The sequence below is a fragment of the uncultured Shimia sp. genome, assembly GCF_947498095.1.
GTDB lineage: Bacteria > Pseudomonadota > Alphaproteobacteria > Rhodobacterales > Rhodobacteraceae > Shimia.
Window position 1 is genome coordinate 39,868 of the sequence record NZ_CANMJE010000006.1, and the last position, 16,350, is coordinate 56,217.

Sequence of the window (16,350 nt, forward strand, 5' to 3'; positions counted from 1 at the left end):
ATGAGTGACGCCGGCAAAGGCATTCTGGCGATGGTAATCGCCTGCACCATCTGGGGCTTGGGGCCGCTCTATTGGGTGCGGTTATCGCATATTCCGGCAATCGATGTGATCGCGCATCGCACCTTTTGGTCTGCCGTGACGTTTCTCGTTTTGTTGCTTTTGCAAGGACGATTGGGCGCGTTGCGTGCCGCGTTATCTTCACGTCGTAACTTGTTGATAATAATGACCGCCGCCCTGATGATTTCGCTCAATTGGCTCATCTTTATCTGGGCCGTGGGGCACGAGCATGCGACCGAGGCCAGTCTGGGATACTTCCTGTTTCCCCTTGTTGCTGTGGTCGCGGGGCGGGTGATCTATTCCGAGAGATTGGCGCAGCTGCAATGGATGGCTGTTGCATTGGCTGCGGCGGCCGTCGTCTTGCTGACCTATGGATTGGGTGTGGCGCCGTGGATTGCTCTGGTGCTGGCTTGCAGTTTTGGCGCATACGGCGTCATCAAAAAGGCCCTTGATCTGGGCCCCGTGGTCTCGGTCACGGCCGAGGTAGTGATGCTGGTGCCGATCGCGCTGATCTTGCTGGGCATGGCCTCGCACCCATCCACGCGGTTGTCCGGGCCCTTGCAAGACACAGTTCTCTTGGTGTTTTCCGGAGCCTTTACCGCAACGCCCCTGATCCTGTTTTCCTATGCCGCGCGCCGGGCATCGCTGTCGACGGTGGGGCTGGTGCAATACCTGAACCCCACGTTGCAATTCTTCTGTGCTGTTGTGATCTTTGCCGAACCTTTCGGGCTATGGCATGCGCTCAGTTTCCCGCTCATCTGGGCTGCGTTGGCGCTTTACAGTTGGTCAGCCTGGCGTCAGGAAAAAGCCCGCGTCAGGGCGGCCTCTAACGCGTCGATATCTTCGACCACCTGAACAAAGTCTTTGATCGATGCCTCGGCAAACCCTTGTGAAATCACATGATCCATCAGGTCGACCAGCGGCGACCAATAGCCTTCGATATTGACCAGAAAGATGGGCTTTTCGTGCAGGCCAAGCTGACGCCATGTCAGCACTTCAAAGAACTCATCCAATGACCCAGCGCCACCCGGAAGCACCACGATAGCATTGGAATTCATGAACATGACCTTTTTGCGCTCATGCATGTTTTCGGTCACCACATAGCGGGTGAGATCGGTTTTTCCGACCTCCCATTGCACCAGATGGTCAGGGATCACACCAAAGGTATCGCCCCCTGCGGCTTGGGTGGCATTGGCGACTGCGCCCATAATGCCAATGTCCCCGGCGCCATAGACCAGACGCCAGTCGCGCGCAGCCATCAGCGACCCGAGGTCCTCGGCTGCGGCCCGATAGGCGGGGGATTTCCCGTCACGTGCGCCGCAAAAGACACAGATTGAGCGTTGTGGCATTGATTTTTCCAATATCTTCAAAGCAGTTTTGATTACTGTTAAACGGGTTGATATGGTCACTCAACCGTTAAGGCGGGCGGAGTTTTGGGGGAAATGCTGCCATGAGCAAATTTGCGTCTTTCCTAAGTGGAAATGCGGCGGTTGTCGGCGGAGGCGCAGCAGCAGTGGTCGCTGTCGTGGCTGTTGTCGCCAGTGGCGTCTTTCGCAGCCCTGATCCGGTCCCGCAACCAGAGCCCACCCCAGCCGCCCAACCCGCGCCCTCAGACCCGACAACGCCTGAGGTGTCTGAGACCACAGCTGAGGCCACTGGCGAGACAGAAGCAACACCCCTTCCTGCTGAACCCGAAGCTGCACCCGCAGTATTGCCCGCGTTTGACATTGTGCGGGTTGAGCCAAATGGCAGCACGCTGATCGCCGGCAGCGGCATGATTGGCGCTGAGATCGTAATTCTGCTGGACGACCAACCGGTGGCCAATGCCAGTACTGACAGCGCCGGCAAGTTCGCGACCTTTCTGAATATCCCGACCTCTGAGGCACCCCGTGTGCTGAGCCTCTTACAGCGTATCGATGGGCAAGAGCTGGCCTCGGACGCCACTGTCATTCTGGCGGCGACCCCGGTTGTTGCCGAAGCGGACCTGCCTGAAACATCTGAGACTGAAGAGACCGTAGAGGCTGAAGAGACCGTAGAGGCTGAAGAGACCGTGGCGGCCGCAACCAGTCAAGCGGCCTCCGAAGAGCAGCCCGAAACGTCTACGACCGTGATTCTGGCGGACGAAGAGGGCGTGACCGTACTACAGGGGCCGTGGGAAGACTCGCCCGAGGTCATGTCGAATGTGGCGCTGGATGCGATCACCTATTCCCCCGAAGGGGACGTAGAGCTTTCCGGTCGCTCTGGCCAAGAGGGCTTTGTGCGCGTTTATCTCGACAACGCCCCAATCACCACATCGCGTATTGCCGAGGATGGCAACTGGCGCACGGAACTGCCGGACGTCGACACCGGCGTCTATACGTTGCGCGTCGATGAAGTGAATTCCGACGGCACCGTGGTCAGCCGCGTTGAGACACCTTTCAAAAAAGAAGAAGAAGAGGTGCTGCAAGCGTCTCGTCAAGGCAATAGCGCCGCCGAGGCCGTGACCGTTCAACCGGGGTCCACCCTCTGGGCGATTGCCACGGACCGCTACGGCGAGGGCACGCTTTATGTGCGCGTGTTCGAGGCCAACCGCGACCGTATCCGCGATCCGGACCTGATTTATCCCGGGCAGGTCTTTAACCTCCCACAAGACTAATTCCCACCGACCTCTGGTCATTCCGGTGAACCGTGCTTAATTCTGTTCTTAACGAACAGGACAGACTGACGAATGGCGACATGGCACACGGCCTCGGACGAGGAACTTGAACGCAACGAGCGACGCTCTGGCTGGCGCACGGTCCGCAAGGTCTCACCCTATCTGTGGCCTGCCGACAAACCTTGGGTAAAGTATCGCGTTGTGCTGGCGATGTTGGCATTGATTGCCTCTAAGGTGATCGCCGTTGGAACGCCGCTTTTGTACAAGCAAGCCGTCGACACGCTTGCCGGGGAAGGCGTCTCAGAGCTGGCATTGGGAGCGATTGGCCTGACCGTGGCTTATGGCATGGCCCGCCTGATGACCAACGGCTTTCAGCAGTTGCGGGATGCGGTGTTTGCCAAGGTTGCCCAACGTGCCTTGCGCACGCTTGCGCTGGAAACCTTTGAACACATTCACCGCCTGTCGATGCGGTATCACATCACGCGCAAGACCGGTGGTCTGAGCCGCATCATTGAACGCGGTGTTAAGGGCGTTGAGTTTCTGTTGCGCTTTATGCTGTTCTCAATCGGGCCCTTGATGCTTGAATTGCTGATGATCGCAGCGGTGTTGTTCTGGCTGTTTGACGTCTGGTATCTCGCGGTCGTCGCCGGAACCATTGCCGTCTACATCTGGTTTACCTTCAAGGTGACCGAATGGCGCGTGCGCCTGCGTCGGGTGATGAATGACCAAGACACGGATGCCAACCAAAAGGCCATCGACAGTCTGCTGAACTTTGAGACAGTCAAGTATTTCGGCGCTGAGCAACGTGAGGCTCAGCGGTACGATTCAGCAATGAAGGGGTATGAGGCTGCCGCACTCAAAACCTCGTATTCGCTGGCCTTTTTGAACTTTGGCCAGTCCTTTCTCATCACCTCGGGTCTGGTTGGCGTAATGGTTCTCGCGACTCTGGGGGTGCAAAATGGCACGCTGACCGTCGGCGATTTTGTCATGGTCAACGCCTACATGATCCAGATCACCATGCCGCTCAACTTTCTGGGCACTGTGTACCGTGAAATCCGCCAAAGCCTTGTGGATATGGGCGAAATGTTCGACCTCCTCGAACAACCAACCGAGGTGTCTGACAAGCCTGATGCCCCGGCGCTTGTGGTCAATGGTGGCGGGATCACCCTCGACAACGTGCATTTTGGCTATGACGAGGAACGGCCCATTCTGAAAGGCGTCAGCCTGACAGTGCCCGCTGGCAATAACGTCGCCATCGTCGGTGCCTCGGGATCGGGCAAGTCCACCATTGGGCGGCTGTTGTTCCGCTTTTACGACGTTGGTGATGGCGCGTTGAAGATCGACGAGCAGGATGTGCGGGACGTGACACAGGTCAGCCTGCACGACGCGATTGGTGTGGTGCCTCAAGACACGGTGCTGTTCAACGACACGATCCGCTACAACATCGCCTATGGTCGCGATGGGGCCACGATGACCGACATCGAAGACGCCGCAAAAGCCGCGCAGATCCACGACTTTATCATGACCTTGCCCGAGGGCTATGAAACTGCCGTGGGCGAGCGGGGGTTGAAATTGTCGGGGGGTGAAAAACAGCGCGTCGGCATTGCACGGACACTGTTAAAGAACCCACCGATCCTGTTGCTGGATGAGGCCACTTCTGCGCTCGACACCGAGACCGAGCAAGAGATCAAAGAAGCTCTGGCGCGTGCAGGCGAAGGACGCACCGTGATCACCATCGCGCACCGTTTGTCGACCATTGCCGAGGCGGACCGCATCATTGTGCTGGAGCAGGGGCAAATCGTCGAGGAAGGTACCCATGCCGCATTGCTGGACAAGGGCGGACGCTATTCCCAGCTGTGGTTGAAACAGCAGTCAGAGGACGATCTGGCAGCCTAAAGGCGACTGGGCAGGTCGGGAAATTTTCCCATCTGCGAGCAGGGAGGCACAGTTTGACGTCAAAGAAAGAGCTTCTCATGACCCTGCTAAAGGGCATTGAAACTGGCGATCCGGCCTCTGCTGCTGTGGTGAATGAAGACAAGTACATCCAACACAATCCGCAAACTCATGAGGGCAGCGAGGGGCTGGCCGTACTTTTTGCCCGCCTCGCCAAGACCAAGCCCAAGGTCACATTCGTGCGCGTGTTTGAGGACGGTGATTTCGCCTTTGCTCATAACGAGTATGACTTTGCATCGCTGCGCGTGGCCTTTGAGGTGTTCCGGTTTGAGGACGGGCAGGCCGTAGAGCACTGGGACAATATTCAGCCCATGAAGGGGCCTAACCCCTCTGGGCGCACCATGTTGGGCGGCGCCACTGAGATCGCAGATGTCGACAAGACCGAAGCCAACCGGGAAGTGGTGCAGAACTATGTTCAACAGGTTCTGATATCGCGTGATTTCAGTCAGTTGCCGCGCTTTATTGATGCAGGCCTGATCCAGCATGCACCGGACCTTGAAGATGGCTGTAAGGCCTTGCGTGGGTATCTCAGCGACACCGCTGTCCGCTATGAGCATCTGCATCGGGTGTTGGCCGAAGGGAACTTTGTTCTTGCCATGTGCGAAGGGACCCGGGGCGGCGTGCACAGCAGCTTTTATGACCTCTACCGCCTGCAAGACGGGCAGATCGTGGAGCACTGGGACACGGTTGAAGCCATCGCGCCCCGCAGTGAATGGAAGAACACCAACGGCAAGTTCTAAGCGGAGGCCTGGCTCAGCGTGACCACGCCGTCACAGTTGCCAAGATCTGCACGTCACCGTCTTGCCTAAGACGGTTTGTAGACCTACCTAGGTGTCACGTCTTCCGGGCCTACACGGAAGTGATGGAGATTTTATGTTAGAGATTGCGGGCATCCGCTAGGTCCCAATGTTTGGACCTGTTTCATTCCAAGACCTTCCGCGCGTGACGCCGGAAGCTCTTTTTGTGCTGACATAAGTCTACGAGAAAACCAATGAACATCTCAAAAGTCGAGCAACGTGTTTTACACGTGCTGGCTCAGGGCGGCGCGATTCATTTTGAACGGCTGCCCAATGGAAAAGTGTCCGATGTGACCTGCTTTAACCGCGATCTCCACGTCCTGAGTGACTGCACGCTGGAGGTCTTTGAGCGTCTAAAGAAACGCCGCATGATCAGATCGGTTAGGGGGCAACCTTACCGGGTTACAAAGCTGGGGATCACCTCGGTCAGAGCGCAACTCGATAACAGATAAGAGTTTGAAAAATGATGACAAATGCAACTTTACCAGCAGGCGCAATCCTGCGCGCAACCACGCATCAGGATCTCGATCAGGTCTTGGCGCTCTACCCACAAACCTTTCCTGAGGAAGAGCTGAGGCCGGTGGTTACGGCCCTAATGAGCGGCGACGATGACATCCTGTCCTTGGCGATTTCTTTTAAGGACGAGGTGATCGCCCATGTCATCTTTACCCTGTGCTCAGTGCAGCAATCGAGGCCTAAAGATGCGCTGTTAGGGCCGTTAGGCGTGATCCCATCCTATCAGGGCCAAGGTCTGGGCGGGATGATCGTCCGCGAGGGCATTGAACGTTTGGCGCAGGCCGGACTTAACCAGCTCTTTGTGCTTGGTGATCCGGGCTACTACGGTCGTTTCGGGTTTGACCCGGAACGTGCCGTAGTGCCGCCCTATGATCTGCCAGAGGACTGGAAAGATGCTTGGCAATCCTTGTTGCTGACGCCTGCGGCCAAACCGGGGGCTGGGCGACTGCAAGTACCAGACCCGTGGATACACCGTGACTTGTGGGTCGAGTGATCCAGACCCTTTCCCAGCCTCCACGCTGTTGGGGGCTGGGGAAACAGTTTATCAGTCTAGCCACCCGACGGATTTTCTGGCGGCGACCTCGGCATCAGACTCGCTCTGATAGATCTGCCCGCTGTAATGCCCAATCGCAAACCAGCCGCGCCCGTCTTCGGGATCGCGGCGGAACTCTTCAAAGCCAAAACTGCCGTCCGGACGCTTGAAAATGTCCACGCAGACAGTTTCCCCGTCGAGGTTGATCGACTGCAGGACGGTGTTCTTGGTCATGGCTGGGATGGCCCCTCTGCGTCAGTTGTCATACCCCGCGAGCGTGGTCATGAAGTCACCGAGCGGAAAGGTCACCGTCACGTGGGACAATTCTCCATCTTCCAATTCGTTCAAACGCAGCGCCACTTCGGTGTTGGCATGGTTGGGATAGCCCGAGAGCTCCATGAACTCATAGAGCGGCGTCAAGGCGCCAGTCCGAATACTTTGCGTTGCTCGTTGGCCGCAGATTTCGTCCTCAGAGTTTTGACCTTGTGACGCGATGTGACCAAAGCAAAAAGCAAATGCAGACACAATGGGGCCGCGCAGCCCTTCGTTGAAGGAATGGGTTTCACCTCCCTTTATGCGCTCAGCGATGGGTCGAAAATTCTGACACCCATTGCCGGTATCTTCGCAGAATCCAAAGTCCACTGGCGGGACAATGGTGCGGCCCGGATAGGTACCTGCGACATCCAGAATGGTCACGAATGCGACGCCCAATGTGCTCATCAACTCGAACTGATCGTCCGGGTCATTGGCGCGTTTGTCCACGAAAATGGCCATCAAAGCCATTTCCCCCGGCAACAGGCCTGGAGACTCGTAGAGCCAGCCTCTCAGGAATTCTACGCCCTCTCCCATGTAAATCGCCTCGCCGGTCCATTCTATCCAGCGGCGTTCTTGCGCGTTGCCTCCGGTGGCAAGGGTTAAGCAGAGGTACGTCGCCAGGACCAATGAGAACAGGGATTTCATTTCAGACCTTTCTTGCCCAACGGGGCGCAGGTTGGGTTTACTTGTAAACCTTGGTCGTCCTGCACATAGAGCCCACAGGATCACCGCCAATGTCACACAGGTTTGCATAAAATGAAACAGGCCAGCCCTGGATGGGGCTGGCCTGACAACTTCAATGCAGGGCGATCACTCGGCGGCGCGCAGGTCCTTGTCGGATGGTGCTGGCGTATTTTCCGGCTCTTCCCCAGTGTCCGGTACTTCAGCAGAGACCACATCCTCGACCGGTTCAACCGGGTCTGGCTCGTCCCACAGCAACAGGGGCGCTTTGACTTCTTTGGCTGCGTAGCGCAGCTCCCAGTCACGCGCGGCGCGGCTGGACGAGCCGGAGGTCACTTTCGCGAGCGCCCGGAAGCCCCAAACCACATAAGTTGAGAACCACACCCGCAGCGCCAGCAGTGACGGCGTAAAGACCAGCGTGAGGACCGTGGCAATGCCAAGGCCAAAGACCACGGCTGTCGCCAGCTGTGTCCACCAGAGCGATGTCGGGCTGTTGATGGAATAACCGCCGTTGATAAAGTCGAGGCTCAGGCCAAACATCATCGGCGCCAAACCGGCCATCGTGGTGATAGTGGTCAACAGAACCGGACGAATACGGGCCTGTGCGGTGCGCACAATCGCCTCAATCCGCGGCATATATTGCGAGTATTCCTGATAGGTGTCGATCAGAACAATGTTGTTGTTCACCACGATCCCCGCCAGCGCCACGATGCCCGTCCCGGTCATGATGATCGAGAATGCCTGATCCATCACCAACATGCCGATCAGTACGCCTGTTGTCGAAAGCACCACCGCCAAAAGCACGAGGATCGAGTTGTAGAACGAGTTAAACTGCGCCAAGAGAATAATGAACATCAGGCCAAGCGCGCCCATGAATGCGGAAGACAGGAATGCCTGGCTTTCCGCCTCATCCTCAGCGTCGCCGGTCCAGACCCAGCTCACACCAGCGGGCAGGGGCTTGGTCTCAAGCCACTCGGTCAGCGTGGCAATGCGCTCCGCAGGATTCAGCACGGCGGCGGTAAAGCCGCGCTCGGTGTACTCTGCTTGCATCAGATCGTCTGCCGCCCAGACGTCAGTGTCCACAACCTCACGTTCACCGGTTTCCGCATTGCTGAGCACGGTCAGATTTGGCGTCACAGCGGCCTTGATGTCAAAGATCCGCTTTTGATTGACCCGCCGGATTTCCGCCAGTTTCTTCACCGGTTCGCGGGTGATGAAGTTTGAAAGCGGAACCAGCCCGTCTTGGGTGCGGACCTTAAGTGTATCCAGCGTCGACAAAACCCGGTCTTCTTCCGGGAGGCGCACGCGGATTTCGATCTCTTCGTCCGAGCTATCAACCCGCATCGTGTCCAACAAGATGCCACGGGTTACCAGCTGCACCATGCCGCCCACCGTGGCCACATCGGCGCCATAGCGGCCAGCCTTGGCCACATCGACGTTGATCTGCCAGTCGATACCGGGCAGGGGGCGCGTGTCTTCGATCCGCGCCAGGCCCGGCGTCGCATCAAACTGGGCACGTGCGATTTCGGTGGCCTCAATCAGGCTTTCCCAATCATCCCCACTCAGCTGCAGATGCACAGGCTTGGCCGAAGCTGGCCCACGGTCAGCCGCCAGAATCTCGATCTGGGCTCCGGGGATCATGGCCAGATCAGCCTCAAGCTGCTCTAGGATCAGATCACCGTCAAAGTCTTCGTCCTTGGCCGTGCGCGTGAGGTCGTAGCCGATCAAAGGCACGGTAAACAGCACTTCTGTCCGGTTGGGGCGATCTTCCCAAGGGATAGTTTCCAACTGGATCTGACCGATTGTGTCCTTGGGTGGTTGCGCGCCGCCAGTGTTTTGATCCAATCCCCCTTCGCCGGCAAAGGCAAAGGCGGTTTTGATGCCGGGATGCGCCAACACGATTTGTTCGGCCTGCAGCATCAACGCGTCTTTTTGATCAAGCGACAGGTTGCCCCGCGCTTTGACATAGACGATGGCCTGTTCCGGCTCGGATTCCACAAAGAACTCGACGCCTTTGTTGTTCGCGCCGAAATACGTGAACACGGACATCACAAAGGCAATGACAGCGACGATCGTGACGATTGGCATAATTGGGTTGCCGACAATAGCTTTGATGAACCAGCCAAAAGCTGAAAGCGGACGCCCTGCCTTGATCGGTTTCTTGCGCCGCTCCAGACGGGCCGCTCCCATCGTGACAGAGGAGGCAAAGGCCCCCAAAACAAAAAGCGTAAAGCCAATAAGCGTGCCCAATGTTCCCATCTCTGAGTCCGGGCCACCGAACAAGTAGCCGGGGTTCAGGCTCTGCATGGCACCCACAAACATCAGGTACATCGCAAGAGGCACAAGCGCCATGCGGATTGACCAATGCACATGGTCGCGCAGCCACTCCGACATAAAGCCAAACGACCGGCTCAGACGTCCCGTCACACCGCCGAGAACTGGCAGATAGATCAGTGCCACAACCAGAGACGCCGAAAGAACAAAGATCAGCGTAACAGGTAGCATGCCCATAAATTGCCCCGGCACACCCGGCCAGAACAGCATCGGCAGGAAGGCGCACAGTGTTGTCGCAGTAGACGACACGATGGGCCAAAACATGCGCTTGGCCGCCTCGACATAGGCGTGCATCGGGCCGGTGCCCTCGCGAATACGTTTGTCAGCGTATTCCACCACAACAATGGCGCCATCCACCAACATACCCACGGCCAGAATCAGGCCAAACATCACGATGTTGGAAATGGTAATTCCCATCGCCGCCAAAAGCGCAAAGCACAACAGGAACGAGGTGGGGATCGCAAAACCCACCAACAATGCGGCGCGCGAACCCAAGGATGCCAGAACCACGATCATCACCAGCGCGATGGCGGTCAGAACCGATCCCTCCAGCTGGCTAACCATGGATCCGACGATGCGGGACTGATCGTTTGAGGTGCCCACTTCTACAGCAGCGCTCAGTTCCGCGGGCCACTCTGCACTGGCTTTCTCAACTTCGGCTTTGACCAGCGCGGCGGTGTCGATCAGGTTGAACCCTTTGCGTTTCACCACTTGCAGGGCCACGGTGTTTTCCGCATTAAAACGCGCGGTGCCCAGACGGTCCTCAAAGGTCAGATTGATCGTCGCCAGATCGCCCAGCGTGACAATGCGGTCGCCGTTGGTTTTGACTGGCAGATTGTAGATATCGCGCGGCTCATCAAAGGATGACGGGATCTTGACCGAGAACTTACCGCTTGAGGTTTCGACCTCACCCGCTGCGATCAGCTGGTTGTTGTTGACCACTACGTTGATCAGCTCGCCCGCGGTAACGTTGTAGGATTCCAGACGCAAAGGATCGATGATCACCTCAACCATCTCATCACGGCCACCCGCCAGACCTGCTTCGAGCACGGCGTCCATGCTCTCCAGACGATCCTGCAGCCGGTTGGCATACTGTGACATGGTGCGTTCCGGCACCTGTCCTGTCAGGTTCACGATGATGATCGGGAACTCGGAAAAGTTAATCTCGTTGATCGAATATTTTTCGAAGCCTTCGGGGAAATTCCCCTCGGCGGTGTTCATGGCATCGCGGACATCAGCGATAATCTTGGACTTGTCCCAGCCAAAGTCGAACTCAAGGAAAATACCCGCATAGTTCTCTGCGGCCGTGGCGGACATCTTGTCGAGCCCGTCCAGATCGGACAGTTCGGTTTCCATAGGCTTGATCAGCAAAGCTTCACTGTCAACGGCAGAAATGCCGGGGAAGGGGACAGAAACAAAAAGACCGGGGATCTGGATATCCGGCTCACCTTCTTTGGGCAGGGTCGAATAGGCAAAGCCGCCCACTAGGAGCGACAAGGCGATAAAGGCCATCACCATCCGGGCGCGCGAGGCGGCCCAGTCGACGATGCCGGTCATTGCTCAGCCTCCTGAAAGACCAGCTCGACCTCAACACCTTCAACAACAAATTCCTGCCCGATGACGATGACATTGGCTTCTGGTGGCAAACCCGTGACCCAGATTCCGTCCACACTGTCGCGCAACAGGTTGATCGGACTGAAACGCACGATGTTGTTCTCGTCCGCAACGCGAACGCCCAGCGTGCCCTCATCATTCAGGGTCAATGATGATTGCGGGATAAGATGCGCATCGGCACCTTCTGCAGCAATCATGATTTCCGCTGTTTGCCCGTCCCGGATCTTGAGGTCGTCGTTTGCCACTACGACTTCTACACGGAAGGTGCGTGTTGTTTCATCAGCAGAGCGGGACAGGAACGTCACCTGACCAGTGACTTCATGGCCGGTCGTCAGGCGCGCGCCTGCCAGGGCGCCGGGCTGAATTTGCGACACAGCCGTTTCCGGCACGAACCCAACAAACTTGATTGGGTTCAGGCGAATAACGGTGGCGCAGAGCGAACCAGGCTGCATCAGGCTGCCCAATTCCGCGGTATCAGACTCCAAAAGACCAGAGAAGGGCGCGGTGATTTTCAGGCGCTCAATTTCGCGCTCGGCGGCGGCGACAGAGGCTTCGGCAGATTGAATGCCGGCCTCGGTGGTTTGCAAACCAGACCGCGCAGATTGCACACCCGCTTCGGCAGCCCGGACGGCAGCCTTGGCCGACGCGACACGGGTTTCAGACGCGTAACCGCCTTCGATAAGTTTCGTGGCCGCGTTGAATGTGATGCGCATTTCGCTAAGGCGGGCCTCGGCCTCGTCCAGACGGGCCTTGGTTTCCGGTACGCGGGCCTTGGCTTCGGACAACCTTGCTTGGGCCTCGGCCAGATTTGCTTCACGGGTGCCAGGATCAAGCTGACACAGGACATCGCCAGCCTCGATATGTGTGCCACGCCGCAGTGGTTGCGAGATCACCTGTGCCGAGGTTTCCGCGCGCACTTCGACCTGACGGTCCGCTTCGGTCTGGCCGCGCAGGATCACCGCGCTATCGACCGCCGACGCCGTGGATTTTACTGCGACGACTCTCACCAGAGTGGCCGCGCCAGTCTCGGCAGCAGCGTCAACAACCTCTGTCTCAGATGTTGCCTCAGTAGACTCGGATTCCGGTCCAGCGCCGGCAAAGGCCAACAGCGCCTCGCGTTCAACGACGAGGAAGAAAAGAAATGCCACCACCAATATTGCGGTCAGCACGGGCACGATGCGCATGGATCTGTTCCCTGTTTATGTCCTGTTTTCACGCCACTTAATGGTATTATGCGATAATGCAAGCAATGACTGCGTTTTTCTAAACTAATCGGTTCAGTTTAGTCACATTGAGGTCAGGTATCAAGCCGTCCGCCCAGAGGTTGGGCAGCAGGTCTTGGCACTGTTGCGGCAACGCTGTAAGAGGGGGCAAATCAAGGGAGTAGCGGTGTGAGCGATACCGACAGTTTCATCGAAGAAGTCAGCGAAGAGGTCCGCCGCGACCGTTTGTTCGGCTATATGCGCAAATATGGCTGGATTGCTGTTCTGGCCGTTGTCCTGATTGTGGGCGGCGCGTCTTACAACGAAATCCGCAAATCGCAGGCGCGTGCGGATGCTCAAGCGACTGGTGATGAGATCTTTGCCGCCGTTGAGCAAAACGATAACGCGGCACGTATCGCTGCGTTGCAGGCGATTGAACCGGCCTCTCCCGAGGCGCAAATGATGATCGACTTCCTGTTGGCGTCGCACCAGCTGTTGCAGGGCGAAAACCCCGCGGCCGCTGACACGTTAGAGGGCGTGGCGAATGCCAGTGGCACCGACGTGCCCGAGATCTATCGTCAGGTTGCGCTGTTCAAATCGGTTGTGGCCCGTGGCCCGGACATGGACGCCGCGACTCGCCGCTCGACACTTGAAGCATTGGCAGCCCCAGGGGCGCCGCTGGCACTAATGGCGCAAGAGCAGATTGCGCTTCTTGAGATTGAAGAAGGCAACATCGATGCCGCGCTGGCTCAGCTCGAGGCAATTTCCATGGATTCTTCGGTTACACCGGGCTTGCTTCGTCGCGCAACTCAGTTGATTGTAGCGTTGGGCGGAACACCTCCGGCAGTCGCCGGTTTGACCGCATCGGAATAAAAACAGGACCGTGGGGGCCCGGGCAGTGAAAACGCGAACTTGGATTTTAGGTGCAGCAGGCGCAGCCTTGCTGCTGACAGCGTGCGATACCAAAGAAACGATCCTGCCGGGCAAACGCGAAGACCTTCGCGAAACCGAAACCGCATCCGAAATCGTCAATCAGTCGCGTTCGATCAGCATCCCGGGTCAAACCACCAACAGCAGCTGGACACACCGTCCCGGCTCACCCTCTTATCGGACGTCCAACGCAGCTTTGTCGCAAGCGCCCAAACTCTTGTGGAGCGCCGATATCGGGCAGGGTAACGAGCGCAAGCAACGCCTGACTGCGGACCCCGTGGTAGCAGACGGTCGCGTGTACACGATGGATTCCCGAGGCACTCTGACGGCCACCTCTCTGGGTGGGGCGCAGATTTGGAGCCGCAACCTCACACCACCACGCGACAAAGAAGACGATGCTGCTGGTGGTGGCCTGGCCTATGCCGATGGCAAACTCTACGTCACGACGGGATTTGGCAGACTTGAGGCCGTGAACCCCAAGACCGGTGCTACTCTTTGGGAACAACGCCTTGAATCGATCGGCAGTGGTACCCCCACCGTCTACGGCAACCTTGTCTACCTTGTTTCAGGTGATGAACGTGGTTGGGCGATCAATACGGAAACCGGCAAGGTCGAATGGCAAGTGAACTCGGTGCCCTCCGTGACGAACGTTCAAAGCCCGGCGGCACCGGCTGTCAATGACCGGCTGGTCGTCTTCCCATTTGGCTCTGGCGAACTACAAGCAACTTTCCGTCGCGGTGGTCTGCGACTTTGGGATGCAGGGATTGCTGGCGAACGTCTGGGCCGCGCCCTGAACAAGGTCAGTGACATCTCGGGCGATCCGGTCATCTCGGGCAGCACAGTATATGCGGCCAACCACTCGGGACGGGTCGTGGCGCTGGATCTTGAAACCGGGGAACGGAAATGGACCGCAGAGCAGGGCGCGCTCAGCCCGATCTGGCCTGTTGGCGACTCGGTCTTTCTGGTCAGCGACCTGAACAAACTGGTGCGCCTGAATGCTAGCACGGGCGAAGCGATCTGGGCCGTAGACCTGCCACTGTTCACTAAGGAAAAGCCAAAGAAACAAGCCGCCTTTTTCTCGCATTACGGTCCCATTATTGCCGGCGGACGTTTGATTGTGGCGTCGTCGGATGGCCTGTTGCGCAGTTTTGACCCGACCGAGGGCAAATTGCTGCATTCGGTGGAAATCCCCAACGGCGCGTCGTCGAACCCGGTTGTCGCGGGCGGCGTTCTTTACGTTCTGGGCGGCAAAGGTCAATTGCACGCTTTCCGTTGACGCGGAAATGATATATCGGCATCGCTTCAGACGTGTCGGAGACATCAGATGAGTTTTACACTCGCCATTGTGGGGCGCCCAAACGTGGGCAAATCCACCTTATTCAATCGCCTTGTTGGCAAAAAACTGGCGTTGGTTGATGACCAGCCCGGCGTAACGCGCGATTTGCGCGAAGGCGAAGCGCGTCTGGGTGATTTGCGCTTTACCGTGATCGACACGGCAGGTCTGGAAGATGCCACCGATGACAGTTTGCAGGGGCGGATGCGTCGTTTGACGGAGCGTGCCGTGGACATGGCAGATATCTGCCTGTTCATGATCGACGCCCGGACCGGCGTTACCCCGACGGACATGATCTTTGCCGAAATCCTCCGCAAACGCTCGGCCCATGTGATCCTCGCCGGGAACAAGGCCGAAGGCTCTGCTGCAGATGCGGGTATGATTGATGCCTATTCACTGGGGCTTGGTGAGCCGATCCGCTTGTCCGCGGAGCACGGCGAAGGTCTGAACGATCTTTATGGCCAACTCATGCCTCTGGCGGACGAGTTTGCCAAGCGAGCCGAGGATCACGCGCCAGAAACAGACATCGACCTGGACGAAGATGATGAAGAGGGGGCGGCCCCCAAGCCGACTCAGGCCAAACCGCTGCAAATCGCCGTGGTCGGGCGCCCTAATGCGGGTAAGTCCACGCTGATCAACAAAATCATTGGCGAAGACCGCCTGTTGACCGGACCCGAGGCCGGGATCACGCGCGATGCGATCTCGCTGCGGACCGATTGGTCCGGCACACCGGTGCGCATTTTTGATACCGCCGGCATGCGCAAAAAGGCCAAAGTTCAGGACAAGGTTGAAAAACTGTCGGTCTCGGACGGTCTTCGGGCCGTGAAATTTGCTGAGATCGTTGTTGTCTTGCTGGATGCCGCGATCCCGTTTGAGCAACAGGATCTGCGCATTGCCGATCTGGCTGAACGCGAAGGCAGGGCGGTTGTTGTTGCGGTGAACAAATGGGACATCGAAGACGAAAAACAACAGAAACTCAGGGATTTGAAAGAGTCTTTTGAGCGTCTGTTGCCGCAGTTGCGCGGCGCACCATTGATCACGGTTTCGGCCAAAACCGGTCGCGGGCTTGAGCGTCTGCACGATGCGATCATGCGTGGCTATGATGTCTGGAATCGCCGTGTGACAACCGCGCATTTGAACCGCTGGCTGACGGGGATGCTGGAACAGCACCCGCCGCCCGCACCGCAAGGCAAACGTATTAAGTTGCGCTACATGACCCAGGCCAAGACCCGGCCTCCGGGATTTGTCGTCATGTGTAGTCATCCAGACAAAATGCCCGAGAGCTATTCTCGCTATCTTGTCAATGGGTTACGCGAAGATTTTGATATGCCCGGAACACCAATCCGGCTGCATATGCGCGGTCAGAATGACAAGAACCCTTACAAGGGCCGCAAAAAGGCAACGCCGTCGCGTTTGCGCAAGCATATCAAGGGTCGCAGCCCAGACTGAGC

The 16,350-nt window shown here is 57.6% G+C and carries 14 protein-coding genes; 9 read left to right on the plus strand and 5 right to left on the minus strand.

The features are described 5' to 3' along the window. Positions 1-912 carry an EamA family transporter RarD gene (rarD, locus tag Q0932_RS11620; protein ID WP_299352809.1) on the plus strand — a complete coding sequence of 304 codons (912 nt, stop codon included), beginning with the start codon at positions 1-3 and terminating at the stop codon, positions 910-912. Here the strand turns inward: rarD and Q0932_RS11625 are convergent. Beyond that, positions 855-1,406, minus strand: coding sequence for a TIGR00730 family Rossman fold protein (locus Q0932_RS11625; protein ID WP_299352812.1), 552 nt, complete (start codon positions 1,404-1,406; stop codon positions 855-857). The genes rarD and Q0932_RS11625 overlap by 58 nt on opposite strands. A 101-nt stretch (positions 1,407-1,507) precedes the next feature. Between Q0932_RS11625 and Q0932_RS11630 the strand changes: the two genes are divergently transcribed. The 5 genes from Q0932_RS11630 to Q0932_RS11650 all read left to right on the plus strand — a co-directional run bounded on the left by Q0932_RS11630 (position 1,508) and on the right by Q0932_RS11650 (position 6,451). Beyond that, positions 1,508-2,692: a LysM peptidoglycan-binding domain-containing protein gene (locus Q0932_RS11630; protein WP_299352816.1), complete on the plus strand. Its 1,185-nt coding sequence runs from the start codon at positions 1,508-1,510 to the stop codon at positions 2,690-2,692. 72 nt (positions 2,693-2,764) lie between these two features. Beyond that, complete coding sequence (locus Q0932_RS11635; protein ID WP_299352819.1) at positions 2,765-4,588, plus strand: ABC transporter ATP-binding protein/permease; 1,824 nt, start codon at positions 2,765-2,767, stop codon at positions 4,586-4,588. A 77-nt stretch (positions 4,589-4,665) separates the two neighbouring features. Beyond that, positions 4,666-5,385: a nuclear transport factor 2 family protein gene (locus tag Q0932_RS11640; RefSeq protein ID WP_299352822.1), complete on the plus strand. Its 720-nt coding sequence runs from the start codon at positions 4,666-4,668 to the stop codon at positions 5,383-5,385. 251 nt (positions 5,386-5,636) lie between these two features. Beyond that, positions 5,637-5,894 carry a YjhX family toxin gene (locus Q0932_RS11645; protein ID WP_299352825.1) on the plus strand — a complete coding sequence of 86 codons (258 nt, stop codon included), beginning with the start codon at positions 5,637-5,639 and terminating at the stop codon, positions 5,892-5,894. A gap of 11 nt (positions 5,895-5,905) precedes the next feature. Continuing rightward, positions 5,906-6,451: an N-acetyltransferase gene (locus Q0932_RS11650; RefSeq protein ID WP_299352828.1), complete on the plus strand. Its 546-nt coding sequence runs from the start codon at positions 5,906-5,908 to the stop codon at positions 6,449-6,451. A 51-nt stretch (positions 6,452-6,502) separates the two neighbouring features. Here the strand turns inward: Q0932_RS11650 and Q0932_RS11655 are convergent, their stop codons facing one another. From Q0932_RS11655 to Q0932_RS11670, 4 genes are all read right to left on the minus strand, one after another. Then, positions 6,503-6,724 (minus strand): hypothetical protein, encoded by a 222-nt coding sequence (locus tag Q0932_RS11655; RefSeq protein WP_299352831.1) that lies wholly within the window; start codon positions 6,722-6,724, stop codon positions 6,503-6,505. A 21-nt stretch (positions 6,725-6,745) separates the two neighbouring features. After that, complete coding sequence (locus Q0932_RS11660) at positions 6,746-7,450, minus strand: hypothetical protein (RefSeq protein ID WP_299352833.1); 705 nt, start codon at positions 7,448-7,450, stop codon at positions 6,746-6,748. Between the two features lie 165 nt (positions 7,451-7,615). Beyond that, complete coding sequence (locus Q0932_RS11665; protein WP_299352835.1) at positions 7,616-11,377, minus strand: efflux RND transporter permease subunit; 3,762 nt, start codon at positions 11,375-11,377, stop codon at positions 7,616-7,618. Next, entirely contained in the window at positions 11,374-12,618 is a 1,245-nt protein-coding gene (locus tag Q0932_RS11670; RefSeq protein ID WP_299352838.1) for an efflux RND transporter periplasmic adaptor subunit, read from the minus strand. The genes Q0932_RS11665 and Q0932_RS11670 overlap by 4 nt, the downstream gene beginning before the upstream one ends. Positions 12,619-12,825: 207 nt before the next feature. Between Q0932_RS11670 and Q0932_RS11675 the strand changes: the two genes are divergently transcribed. From Q0932_RS11675 to der, 3 genes are read left to right on the plus strand one after another with little or no spacing between them, the layout of a single operon-like run. Next, positions 12,826-13,509, plus strand: a complete 684-nt coding sequence (locus Q0932_RS11675; RefSeq protein ID WP_299352840.1) for a hypothetical protein — start codon at positions 12,826-12,828, stop codon at positions 13,507-13,509. A 25-nt stretch (positions 13,510-13,534) separates the two neighbouring features. Then, positions 13,535-14,842: a PQQ-like beta-propeller repeat protein gene (locus Q0932_RS11680; RefSeq protein WP_299352843.1), complete on the plus strand. Its 1,308-nt coding sequence runs from the start codon at positions 13,535-13,537 to the stop codon at positions 14,840-14,842. Between the two features lie 48 nt (positions 14,843-14,890). Continuing rightward, positions 14,891-16,348 (plus strand): ribosome biogenesis GTPase Der, encoded by a 1,458-nt coding sequence (gene der / locus Q0932_RS11685; RefSeq protein WP_299352846.1) that lies wholly within the window; start codon positions 14,891-14,893, stop codon positions 16,346-16,348. The last annotated feature ends 2 nt before the right edge of the window (positions 16,349-16,350 follow it).

Excerpts from the sequence above, each read along its gene's own strand:
- der (WP_299352846.1), top strand. The coding sequence starts at position 14,891 with ATGAGTTTTACACTCGCCATTGTGGGGCGCCCAAACGTGGGCAAATCC.
- Q0932_RS11635 (WP_299352819.1), top strand. The coding sequence starts at position 2,765 with ATGGCGACATGGCACACGGCCTCGGACGAGGAACTTGAACGCAACGAG.
- Q0932_RS11665 (WP_299352835.1), bottom strand. The coding sequence starts at position 11,377 with ATGACCGGCATCGTCGACTGGGCCGCCTCGCGCGCCCGGATGGTGATG.
- Q0932_RS11660 (WP_299352833.1), bottom strand. The coding sequence starts at position 7,450 with ATGAAATCCCTGTTCTCATTGGTCCTGGCGACGTACCTCTGCTTAACC.
- Q0932_RS11650 (WP_299352828.1), top strand. The coding sequence starts at position 5,906 with ATGATGACAAATGCAACTTTACCAGCAGGCGCAATCCTGCGCGCAACC.
- Q0932_RS11655 (WP_299352831.1), bottom strand. The coding sequence starts at position 6,724 with ATGACCAAGAACACCGTCCTGCAGTCGATCAACCTCGACGGGGAAACT.
- Q0932_RS11645 (WP_299352825.1), top strand. The coding sequence starts at position 5,637 with ATGAACATCTCAAAAGTCGAGCAACGTGTTTTACACGTGCTGGCTCAG.
- Q0932_RS11640 (WP_299352822.1), top strand. The coding sequence starts at position 4,666 with ATGACCCTGCTAAAGGGCATTGAAACTGGCGATCCGGCCTCTGCTGCT.
- rarD (WP_299352809.1), top strand. The coding sequence starts at position 1 with ATGAGTGACGCCGGCAAAGGCATTCTGGCGATGGTAATCGCCTGCACC.
- Q0932_RS11670 (WP_299352838.1), bottom strand. The coding sequence starts at position 12,618 with ATGCGCATCGTGCCCGTGCTGACCGCAATATTGGTGGTGGCATTTCTT.
- Q0932_RS11630 (WP_299352816.1), top strand. The coding sequence starts at position 1,508 with ATGAGCAAATTTGCGTCTTTCCTAAGTGGAAATGCGGCGGTTGTCGGC.
- Q0932_RS11625 (WP_299352812.1), bottom strand. The coding sequence starts at position 1,406 with ATGCCACAACGCTCAATCTGTGTCTTTTGCGGCGCACGTGACGGGAAA.